Here is a 10646-nt window from a genome sequence, read left to right as displayed (position 1 = left end):
TCCATCCTCCGGCTGCTGCGCCGATAAGATGGACCCAACGATCGGGCTTCTCACTCCCTCCCAGGTGGCCGGGAATTGCTCGGAATGGTGGCCGGGATGACCCCGGAATCCGCAAGCATCTTTTCGAATCCAGCCACGCATAGCACGCGGGCAGAGTAACATCGCGGCTTTGGGCAGGGAATAAAAGCGGTGGCTTTAGTCGGTCCGGCTCTGACGTCGCTGAACGGTGGCTACTCGATGAGCCGCTACCGGCTCATGAGAAGATAGCTGTCGTCGAAATTCGCGTAAGACGCCATTACATTCCAGTCCCTGACCATGACACGCCCCTTTTCGATGGAAAGGCCGCAGGCTGCTCGAAGCACTGCCATCGTCCGATTGACATGCACAGTGGTCAAACCGACGGCATCGGCGATCTGCGCCTGGGTGAATGCGAGGGGGAAATCGTCTTTGGCGGCCATCCCTTGAAAAGCCATGCGAACGCCCAGTTCGCAAAAAAGGTGCGCTATGCGCGTCGTCGCATCAGCTCGTCCAATGTAAGCTGTCCACTTCGCGAGTATGGAGGCGTCGACCACGGTGTCGCGCCAGAAGGCGATGGCAACGTCCGGATGTGAGTCAAGCACGCGGCGCAATCGCTCGTGAGGAATCTGGAGAGTTGTAGACGGTACAAGTGATTGGATACCCCATGACGGGGTTGGTATGGGCAGCGAATGAAGATCAGCCATGTCGCCGGGAATGTGAAGGGCGGTTATCTGACGTTTGCCGTCCAGCATCTGATCGAAGCGACCCAGAACGCCGCGAACTACTAGAGTTGAATATGAGACTGGGTGCCCGGGTAGAATTAGGTCCTCGCCTCGCTGGACAGGCACCAAGCGGCCGTCGAGGTCCAGAAGAGCGGAGATGGAGGGCCTCTCCAATTTCGACCGTGAGGTAAGGCGCCGAACGAACAATTCAACGGCTGAAAGGTATTCCATTGTAATGCCTTAACCGGAATGGCTTAGGTAAATATAAGTCGGCCTCGGATATCTCACTAATTGCAAGGCTAGGAGTATTTTCTGCCTAACCTGGTTGTGTTTATGTTTGCGGTCACAAGCAACGAGCGCTGTTCGGGGCGCCCATATTGCGTAGCACATTGCCAGCCAGATTGCGAATGCGTTACTGACGGCGGCCGGAGCACTTCGGCGAGGATACCCTGCCGAAGTGCGCTCACTGGCTGCTGGTTAACGCAGGCGACTACGCTGAAAGAAATTGACGATCGCCAGCAGTACGACAGCACCGACAAAAGCAATGATCAGGCCAGTGACGGAAAATTCCTGAACGCTGCCACGGATACCAAATAAGGGTCCGGAAAGGGCATTGCCGATAACGGAACCGATGCAGCCGACTACGATGTTGAGGAAAATGCCCATAGATGCATCTCGGTTCATCACCAAACTGGCCAACCAGCCAGCGATGCCGCCGACGATAAGCGCGACGATCCAACCCATATTCTGTCTCCGTGTAATTTAAGGGGGCGTGTTCACGCGTTACAATTCATCAATCGGTCAAAAGATCCTCTTGTTGAAATTGACGGGCCAGCGATGAAGAACGGTGGCAGGATACCCCTGAGATGGCTACCAGATCGTGTGCTTGAGCAAAGGCTTTATATAGTGCCAAAAGCGCGAAGGTCCGGGCGCATGACCAGGACTGGTTGTGAGACCAGACCGGCCGACGGGGGCATATGTCTCCCGATCTGATCTCATAACCCCTTTCACGATATCAGGGTTATGACGCAAAGGCTCTTTGGGGCATTGCGGATACGTTCGAGATAATCAACTCGGGAAAGACGGACATGTTAGCGTCCACTCGAGACCTTCTCTCCGTCGCAAATTGGAACCGGATGGTACCGATCGTCTTGTGCTTAACATGACAGCACCTCTTGATTGCCTCGTGATTGGAGCGGGCCCTGCGGGACTTACCGCGGCTATCTATCTTGCCCGGTTTCACCTCACGGTTGAAGTTGTCCACGGCAATGACAGCCGTGCTGCACTGATCCCGCGCACACGAAATCATGCAGGCTTTCCTGGTGGGATCGCCGGCTCAGATTTGCTTGAACGAATGCAGGCGCAGGCGAGTGAATTCGGGACTCACTTCGTCAAAGGCATTGTCGAGGATTTGCGCCGAGAGAAGGATCTCTTTGTCGCACGGAGCAGCGATAACCGTTGGAGCGCACGATCTGTTCTCTTGGCAACAGGCGTGGTAAATAACTGCCCCAATATGCCCAAGAAGCTTCACGACGAGGCTCTGGCTCTAGGACTGCTTCGTTATTGTCCCATATGCGATGGTTATGAAGTTACAGACCGGAGAATAGCCGTGATCGGTACGGGGGAACGCGGCGTGAAGGAAGCAGTTTTCCTCCGGATGTACTCTAGCGATGTCAGCCTGATCTCCTTAGAGGGCGCGCATGATCTGACCGCAGAGCAGCGTAAAACGCTGGAGAATGCCAATATCGCTCTTCATGAAGGGCCGTGCTTGGCATTCGGCATAAGAAATCAGCAGCTTGCCGTTTCTATACCCGAAGGTCATTTCGCTTTTGATGCTGTCTACCCGGCGCTTGGCTCCGTCATCAGATCCGAGCTCGCTGTTCTTCTGGGCGCGAAAACGAGTCCGGAAGGTTGCATCATCGTGGATCCTCATCAGCGAACGACTATACCTGGTCTTTATGCTGCTGGAGATGTTGCAAAGGGGCTGGATCAAATCAGTCATGCGATGGGGGAGGCCGGCGTCGCGGCGACGGCCATGCGCAACGATCTGGCATGCACCCGCCCTTTGCTTCGGCCTTCATAGCCATTGCGACCTAAGCGCCCCAGCAAGCCACTCATCCACAAGCCGGTAAATGGTATCATCTGATACATGACCCTGAGAGAGACACAGCATCCCAGCACCTGGTAATCCTTCTTTCTCAAGTCACCTTGCATTTCCGAGCCGCGGTGCATTCACCGCGCCAAATCGAACGCCTTGACGCGCATAGGGTAAAATGATGGCAAGCGAGAGTGCTTATCATAAAAGACTGTCTTTTCGGAGGCAAACGCGTCGATCGCGGACGGGTGGTAAGCGCGAACTTTAACATCGCCCAGTGGCCAGAACCTTCGACTGAAGGGCTGGACCGGTCCAAATCCCTGCCTTCGGCTTTTTCTGCGAAACTTGCGACCCCGTCATGCGTATTCCCACGGTCTGCGGCAGTTTCCGCGGGACCTCATCCTCATGCCATATGGACACCAAGCACCGATGAAAGCACCGATATTCGATCTATCCTGGGGCCTGGCGCAAATTCAAATGGTAATGCCGCATAGGGAACCTGCATTCACCTACCGCGTTATAGACGGGCCTGGGGCCGGAACAAATCTCGAAGCGCTTCCTGGTCTGCCGGTTTCCATGACCATGGAGCAGGTCCGGCCATGTGATGGATCGGTGGTAACCTGACCCCGTTTAACCGGGTCGAGAACTTACACCCGTGGGGCCCGCGTGAGATCGCATTGCGAGACAAAGCCCGAGAGGGAGTTACAGATCCGGGCGTCTCGCTTCGGACAATGATCTGTGGGGTGCGCCGCTTGTTACCCGGATTTGTCAGTTCCCTTACGGCAGACAAATGTGGCGGATCAGGCCTATCGCTTTGCTTCCGCTGGTCTATGGCCGATCATTAGCAATCGCGGCGATAGGAACTTGGCAGGCCAGACCGCCGTTCTATAACATAAGTTATTGCTGGGCCCGGGTATTCTTGCAGTTTCTGCGTAATGGACCCAGCAACGTCTCAGCCGCTTGTCACCCTGCTTATAAGCGGCTTTTTGCTGGTCATCGCCAGCATATTATCGGACGGTTTTTTCTATAGATGGATCCGAATTATCGGCGGACTTGTGGGTTTCGCGATTATCGGAGCGGGCCTCCTTTTCTTTTAGAGCACGCGCTGTCGCTTGATCCATGCCGCTGACTGCCATTATGCCGCGGGATCCGGGAACTCAGGTGATCCTGCTTACCTGCGGATGCCGTGTAGTGATCGGAAGCTGCCCCCGCGACCCTCCAGGAGAGTGGACACAATCGAGCCCTTGTGAATGCGAGATGGGTCGCCTCATGTCGAAAATCGACTATGTACGTCGGGACCGCGCTTGCAATCGGCTGTTCTGTCCCCAGCCTCTAAAAAAATGAACGGGCTCCAATTGTAGAGCCTGAGACCTGGCAAGCTGACGGGGGAGTACCGGGCGGTGTCTTACATCTATAACTGAACTATAGAGTTAGGGGCATGTGCGACTATTGCACCATGGCGCCGTTCTCTCAGGTATCAGCTAACCAAAAAACAGAGGAGCAGGCATCCTATCGAAGGGGTCACCTTGTATCTGAGGCCAGGGGAGATCCAACTGACGAAAACGATAATCAGGATCATGATCCCGAGCGGGCAGGGGTAGACGAACGTTCCCGTTGCGGAGCAGGGTCTCCACTGCGGTGCGGCACAAGTCCAAGATACGAAGGAGGCAAACCTACCCCAAAGATCGCCGGATTTTCGCGGATGCCGTGGAGATAACTGCGCGAGCTGTCTTTCAGGGCCGGACGCTACTATTTGCGATGAGGGCGCATGCATTAATCTTTGCTGCGGAAGCAGCGAAGCCGATGGTGGACTGGAAGAATAAAGGAGCCGCTGACCGCGATAGGGCATTTCAGTCCACACCACATTGTGCGTGGACAGCGATGCTGCGGCCGCAGGTTTAAAATGCCAAGCCCTGCTCCACGCTGAGAAGAGACCTTCTTCGCGGAAACAGGGCGGCATTTCGAAAGACCGAGAAACCCGATCAAACGTTCAATTCAATTTAGAAATGCATGATCACGCCGGCCATAGGGCGAATGCTGTCGAAGTCGTAGGTGTCTACCTCAAGGCGAAGGCGCACACCGCTGTTTCCAGTGACGCCGCCCAAGCCGATGTCCTTGGGGCCAACTTCCACACCTACGCCGTAAATCCAGTCGCTGTGATCTGCATAGGCCCTGCGGCCATTGACCCATTCGTATCCGGCCGACGCGTAGACCATGCCGCTGTCGCCCGCACGGGCGCCGAGGCGGCCCTTCACGCCGTACTCCCAGTCAATGTCGTTGAAGCCCTTCGCAACGTTACCTTCAGCGCCCACGAAGACGGGACCCAAGGGCACGTTGATACCTGCAACACCCTGAACCAGTCCGCCGTTCATTTTGCCCCCACGCGGGGAGCCGAATTCGCTTCGGCGATCGTAGCTATCGTAACCGCCCATCACACCGATATACGGTTCAATACCGAAAGCCGGAGTTCCATCTGGGGCAGTCGCGGTTTCAGACGACGTAGTGGTGTCCTGAGCGTGTGCAATCGCCGGCATGCCTGCAACAAGCGCTACAGCAAATATGGCTTTATTAATCATTTGGTTTTGTCCTGTAAAAGAAATGTCTACAAAAAATAATACTACAATGGTATAATCTTCAGCGCCGATATCGCCCGTTTCATCAAGATTTATTTACATATCGAATTTGGGCGCTTGTCTGAAGCTCTGTCCATTTCGCGTTCAAAAGTGATTTGCTGGCCGGAGAGTTCCAGCGTCAAAGCGATCATAAAATCTATGTGGCATTCATGTGACACTTGGGTTCGGGGGGCGAGCGAAATCAAAAGCATCCGTTTGACGCGTTGGGGCAGGATGAATGATGGGCGATTGGGCATCGCGTATTGCGAAATCAGCTTGAGCTTTTGCCGCTACGGCCATCCAAACCATGAACCGCGGGAAGATTGTGTGCAGATGCGTGCAGGGTGCTGTGATTTGCGCGGCAGGTCTTCGCTTTACCAAAAGGATGCCACCGCTTGCTTTGCTGGGGGTGATGCCTTCAGGGTCCTGCGAGAGAATTTGGCAAACTCTGGCGAAGGGCGATATGCGAAAAAGGCAAGATGCCGCCGCCTTAGATCTAGCACACGATTAAGACGTAACGGCTGAGGGAAGTTCATCGTACAAGGAGGATGAACCAAACATCGGCGCGTGTTTTGCGGGCTTGTTCGATGGCAGTCACCACTGCGTATCGTTCAAGGAATTACGCTCGGCCAACGGAGCCGGGCGGCGCGGGTATCGAGAGACAATCCGCCTCCTAGTGGTTGCCGCCTGACACTTGAGTCCGATTAGGGATTCCCATTAGGCTTCGGCCGTGCGAGTCAGGGGGATGCGCAGCGGTATAGTCATCGACCTGGGTTCCGCGGACCGAGAGCGTCTCGAACGGATCTGGAAGGATCGCAACACCCCTCAGAAGCACGCCTGGCGCGCCGAGATCGTGCTTCTGAGCGCCAACGGGCTCGGCACCAGCGAGATTATGCGCCGGACAGGCACGTCGAAGACATGCGTGTGGCGCTGGCAAGAGCGGTTCATGCAGGAAGGGGTGGAAGGCCTGCTGCGCGACAAGACCCGCCCGTCGCGCATCCCTGCTCTGACCCCAGAGGTTGTCGCATGGGTAGTCACCCGCACGCATGAGGAGCCGCCCGGTGAAACGACCCACTGGACGGCCTCACTGATGGCCCGCGAAGCGGGCATCAGCGCCAGTTCGGTTCACCGGATCTGGCGCGGCCATGGCCTCCAACCCCACCGCGTTCGGCAGTTCAAGCTTTCCAATGATCCTGAGTTCATCGACAAGCTCCGCGACGTCGTCGGCCTTTATGTAGCGCCGCCCGCCCACGCGATCGTCTTGTCGTTCGATGAGAAGAGCCAGATCCAGGCCCTCGACAGATCTCAGCCCGGCCTGCCGCTCAAGAAGGGACGAGCCGGCACCATGACCCATGATTACAAACGCAATGGCACCACCACGCTCTTTGCGGCGCTCAATGTGCTCGACGGGACCGTGATCGGTCGCAACATGCAGCGGCATCGCCACCAGGAATTCATCCGCTTTCTCAATCTGATCGAAGCGCGCGTCCCCGCCGGCAAGGCGATCCATGTAATCCTCGACAACTACGCTGCCCATAAGCATCCCAAGGTCCGCGAGTGGCTCGAGCGGCACCCGCGCTTCACCTTTCACTTTACGCCAACGTCGTGCTCCTGGCTCAACGCCGTCGAGGGCTTCTTCGCCAAGCTTACTAATCGCCGGCTCAAACGCTGCGTCTTCCATTCGCTCGTCGACCTTCAGGCCGCCATCAACCGCTTCCTGGCCGAGCACAATGAAAGCCCAAAACCCTTCGTCTGGACCGCCGATCCTGACAAAATCATCGCCGCCGTCAGGCGCGGGCACCAAGCGTTAGATTCCAATCACTAGCCTAGCCTTGGCCTGATAAGGTGACGAAGAGGGTAACTTCAGACGGGTCAGTCTCCAATCAGGCCTTTGCGCTGTTGAGCGCCAGTCTTTTCCTTGTTCATCTCGTCGACATGGGAAATGTTGTACCCCACGAATATAGCCACAATCATCGTTACGACTGCGGCCACCATGACCAATCCGGCTTTGCTCTTCCGCTTGGTGCTTGGCTCATCCGGTCCTGTTTGGCTTTGCGGCATCGTCCTATTCCTTTCCTCTGCCACGGCGCACGAACTGCAGCGTGCTGCGTCTTGTTCAATCGTGAAGGCTGTGATCGGCTGATTGTTCCCTGCGACGAGCGTGCCGCCCTGCGATCCTCAAGCATGGAGGAATGCGAACGGGAGAAGTGGCGGCAGCCGAGCCGCCGTGTGCGTTCGGTCAAAGCGAAACTTGATTGTTTGGCGGCAAGAGATCGCTAGCCCATGCTCATGCGCGCAATCGAATGCATAGCCTGCCGTGCGGATGGTACATCTCGACATGCCCGGCTCTTGAAAACCGTTAGGCGCAGGAGGGAGTGAACAACTGGGAAGTGCGGCAATATGGCCAAGACCATCAAATTCATACAATATCTTAACAATGATCAGCTATTGAGCTCGAAAGCGTTTTGACGACCCCGCCTGCTTAGAGATTGAGATGATAATCACCGAATTGAAAAATGGTCGCCCGGAAAGTGTTATCGGACCGTTAGGTGAACCTCTGACCCTTAATACGCTTCCTCCCAAGAATGCCCGCTGGGTTGTCCGCCGGAAAGCGGAAGTCGTAGCTGCAGTCGACGGAGGATTGCTAACTATGCCCGAGGCATGCGAGCGGTACAGTCTTACGATCGAAGAATTCGTGACGTGGCAGCGCAGCGTTGAGCGATCCGGTCTCAGGGGCTTGCTCGTATCTAGGATACAATTCTACCGAGATAAGTACGGCCAATCTCAGCGGCGCCATGGTTAATGGGTGCGTCGCCTAGCAGTGGCGGTTCAAACCGAGCAGCCTCCGATCGAGAGCTCGGCGCCATTGTCTCAAGCGACATCGGAAAGAGCCCCCTTTGCGCCAACGGAAACTGCCCCAATCGCTCCTAAGTATTTTCCTGTTCCAACGGGGCAGCGGACTTTTACAAAAGTCCGCCGTGCCGTTTCTCGCGTAGTCTGTAGAGCGCAGCCGGCCGTGGGTAGCGCGTTCGCAGCTGCCGGAAGACGCTCGCAAGACTTCGAATTGGTTGCCCGTTTGTGATCCGAGGATGACCCCATACTTGGATTTGTGGTACGGATCCGAATGCTTGGCGTTGCTAGGCCCAAACGTTTGTGGAATTGCCCGGACCAAGAGCAATTCAGCGGAATGTAACCGCTGATCCGACCCCACGCATTTATGGGATCGGTAGGTGTTTTCAGGCCGCTGAGGTCATGCGCGCGAAGGCGCACTGGTCATGGATCAGGGAGATGATTTGCGGGACCATGCGCCAGGTATCGGCAAGTGCCAGATTGGCAAGCGGATCGCCAAGTTGCTCGATCCATGACGGGCCGCCGGTTACGGTGCTGTGTGCCAGCAATGCAGTGAGTGGGTAGCCGAACTCCGGTTCGGCGATGAAGGGCTTCCATGCCTCCATGTCCAGGTGCATGGCCGTGAAGAACCCGTTGGCGAAGTCCTCGAGCAGCACCTCGCCTTCCTCGGTGCGCATGTAGATCGGCGCGTAGGCCTCGGGCTTCTCGGCAAGCTCGATGCAGATGCGGTTGTAACGCTTGAGGATCGTCCGCCGCGCAGGCGCCGAACGCGCGCTTTGAGTGTGCTCGCGCAGGATGCTCTTGATCCAGAGGTCGGGGTCAATGGCGCTGGGGCCTGCGGCGACTGCGGCCAGGAAGCCGTCGATCGATGAGACGCCAGCTACGGGGGGATCAAGCTCGTCGAGCCATATCTCGAGCTGTTCGAGCGAGAGGGTCCGGCCCTGCGATGAGCGACTTTTGAAGTTCATGCCGCCAGAGCCTTTACCGGTTCTGCGGCCGGCCGCCAGTTCCACGGTAGCAAGATGTCCAATTCGTTGATCTTCACAGCGCCCGTGACGATGCGCTCCAGCACGTCATTCAGCCAGGTGTAGGGATCCAGGCCGCCCAGGCGAGCCGTCTGCAGAAGGGATGCCATGACAGCCCATGTCTGGGCTCCTTCCTCGCTACCAGCGAAGAGACTGGACCGGCGGCCTTGGGCCACATTTCTCATTCCGCGCTCGACGGTGTTGGTATCGACCTCGATCCGGCCGTCTTCCAGGAACAGCGTCAGCCCCTTCCAGTGGTTGAGCGTGTAGCGCATGGCCTTGGCCAGATCGGACTTCGGCGACAGGCCTGGAAGCATGGTGTCGATCTGCGTCTTGATCTTCGCCATGACGTCGGCGGTTTCGGTCATGCGAGCCTGGAGGCGCTCTCCGGCGCTGCCTTTGCGCACACGCGCCTCGACCGCGTAGACCTCACCGATCAGGGCGATGATCGCCGCTGCCATCGGCGATGGCGATTTGCGGTACGCATCGACGAACTTGCGCCGGGCATGGGCAAGACAGAAGGCAAGTGTGATCTTGCCCCGGCCCGGACCACTGCGCACGAGGACCGGCATGCGAGTTTCATCGCAGAATATCCGGGATTGGCTGTGGATGTAGGCAAGCAGGCGATCGTAGAGCGCCTTCACCCACCATGCGATCTTTCGCATCCAGCGGCTCGGTAGCGCCCGGTCGAGGATGACGCCCTGACCTGCGAGCATCTGCAGCTGCCGATTGAGCGGGATTGACCAAGCGAAGCGCGCCGTCGCCATCCAGGCTAGCGTCGAGGTAGTGACCATCGAGCCCGGGATCGCCCGGCGTGGTGCTGGCGCCTGAACGACGCCCTCCCGGCATTCCCGGCAGGCATAGCGAGGACGCACCGTACGGATGACGCGGACAATGGCCGGCACCCAGTCGAGTGCTTCGCTGGCATCTTCACCGATCCTGTGGAGCTTGCCGGCGCAGCAGGGGCAATCCAGCGTGTCGGGATCGATCACGCGCTCCACCCGCTCAATATGGGCCGGCAGTGCCATCAGGCCTCGCTTGCGGCGGCGGCGACTGATTGCAGGCTTTTCTTCGGCGTTGCCATCGTCGTTGGCTGCGGCGGCCGGCGTGGCGACCAAGTCGCCGAGATCAAGGATTCCCTGGTCGCCCAGGACGGCGCTGGCGCGTTCTGAACGGCTGCCGAAGGCCTGATGGGTCATGCCTTTGAGCAGCGAGCGCAGCTGGGAGTTTTCTGCCTGGAGTTCACGTACCAGAGCCGCCATTTGCTTCATATCTTCAGGGAGATTGTTGGCTTGGGCGGGCATGGCTGACTATACCACACCGG

General features: G+C 57.3%; 9 protein-coding genes. 3 read left to right on the top strand and 6 right to left on the bottom strand.

The window, feature by feature from the left end; translation table 11 throughout:
* Window positions 1-245: 245 nt before the first annotated feature.
* Together EDF58_RS26565 and EDF58_RS24095 are read right to left on the bottom strand one after the other, a co-directional pair.
* Complete coding sequence (locus EDF58_RS26565) at window positions 246-620, bottom strand: helix-turn-helix domain-containing protein (protein WP_243654480.1); 375 nt, start codon at window positions 618-620, stop codon at window positions 246-248.
* Between the two features lie 597 nt (window positions 621-1217).
* Window positions 1218-1484, bottom strand: coding sequence for a GlsB/YeaQ/YmgE family stress response membrane protein (locus EDF58_RS24095; RefSeq protein WP_132270146.1), 267 nt, complete (start codon window positions 1482-1484; stop codon window positions 1218-1220).
* Window positions 1485-1902: 418 nt separating this feature from the next.
* Here EDF58_RS24095 and EDF58_RS24090 point away from each other — a divergent pair, with 418 nt between their 5' ends.
* Window positions 1903-2823, top strand: a complete 921-nt coding sequence (locus tag EDF58_RS24090; protein WP_132270144.1) for an NAD(P)/FAD-dependent oxidoreductase — start codon at window positions 1903-1905, stop codon at window positions 2821-2823.
* Between the two features lie 2012 nt (window positions 2824-4835).
* Here the strand turns inward: EDF58_RS24090 and EDF58_RS24085 are convergent.
* A complete protein-coding gene (locus EDF58_RS24085) occupies window positions 4836-5408 on the bottom strand; it encodes an opacity protein (protein ID WP_132270157.1) in 573 nt (190 codons plus the stop codon).
* Between the two features lie 784 nt (window positions 5409-6192).
* On the opposite strand from EDF58_RS24085, the gene EDF58_RS24080 reads away from it, so the two are divergent.
* Window positions 6193-7272 carry an IS630 family transposase gene (locus tag EDF58_RS24080; RefSeq protein WP_132270142.1) on the top strand — a complete coding sequence of 360 codons (1080 nt, stop codon included), beginning with the start codon at window positions 6193-6195 and terminating at the stop codon, window positions 7270-7272.
* Between the two features lie 47 nt (window positions 7273-7319).
* Here the strand turns inward: EDF58_RS24080 and EDF58_RS24075 are convergent, their stop codons facing one another.
* Complete coding sequence (locus tag EDF58_RS24075) at window positions 7320-7508, bottom strand: hypothetical protein (RefSeq protein ID WP_132270140.1); 189 nt, start codon at window positions 7506-7508, stop codon at window positions 7320-7322.
* Between the two features lie 433 nt (window positions 7509-7941).
* Between EDF58_RS24075 and EDF58_RS24070 the strand changes: the two genes are divergently transcribed.
* Window positions 7942-8250 carry a DUF1153 domain-containing protein gene (locus EDF58_RS24070; RefSeq protein ID WP_132270138.1) on the top strand — a complete coding sequence of 103 codons (309 nt, stop codon included), beginning with the start codon at window positions 7942-7944 and terminating at the stop codon, window positions 8248-8250.
* A gap of 433 nt (window positions 8251-8683) precedes the next feature.
* On the opposite strand, the gene EDF58_RS24065 is transcribed toward EDF58_RS24070, so the two are convergent.
* Window positions 8684-9310, bottom strand: a complete 627-nt coding sequence (locus EDF58_RS24065) for a UPF0149 family protein (protein ID WP_243654479.1) — start codon at window positions 9308-9310, stop codon at window positions 8684-8686.
* Window positions 9262-10626, bottom strand: coding sequence for a transposase (locus EDF58_RS24060; RefSeq protein WP_132270136.1), 1365 nt, complete (start codon window positions 10624-10626; stop codon window positions 9262-9264). The genes EDF58_RS24065 and EDF58_RS24060 overlap by 49 nt, the downstream gene beginning before the upstream one ends.
* Window positions 10627-10646: the final 20 nt, after the last annotated feature.

This window comes from Novosphingobium sp. PhB57 (assembly GCF_004342985.1).
Taxonomy (GTDB): Bacteria; Pseudomonadota; Alphaproteobacteria; order Sphingomonadales; family Sphingomonadaceae; genus Novosphingobium.
The sequence above is the reverse complement of the archived record's forward strand: the minus strand, read 5'-3'. Positions and strand labels throughout refer to the sequence as shown.

Bases quoted from the DNA above. Each gene is read 5' to 3' on its own strand.
- EDF58_RS24095 (WP_132270146.1), bottom strand. From the start codon at position 1,484: ATGGGTTGGATCGTCGCGCTTATCGTCGGCGGCATCGCTGGCTGGTTG.
- EDF58_RS24090 (WP_132270144.1), top strand. From the start codon at position 1,903: ATGACAGCACCTCTTGATTGCCTCGTGATTGGAGCGGGCCCTGCGGGA.
- EDF58_RS24080 (WP_132270142.1), top strand. From the start codon at position 6,193: ATGCGCAGCGGTATAGTCATCGACCTGGGTTCCGCGGACCGAGAGCGT.
- EDF58_RS24075 (WP_132270140.1), bottom strand. From the start codon at position 7,508: ATGCCGCAAAGCCAAACAGGACCGGATGAGCCAAGCACCAAGCGGAAG.
- EDF58_RS24070 (WP_132270138.1), top strand. From the start codon at position 7,942: ATGATAATCACCGAATTGAAAAATGGTCGCCCGGAAAGTGTTATCGGA.
- EDF58_RS24060 (WP_132270136.1), bottom strand. From the start codon at position 10,626: ATGCCCGCCCAAGCCAACAATCTCCCTGAAGATATGAAGCAAATGGCG.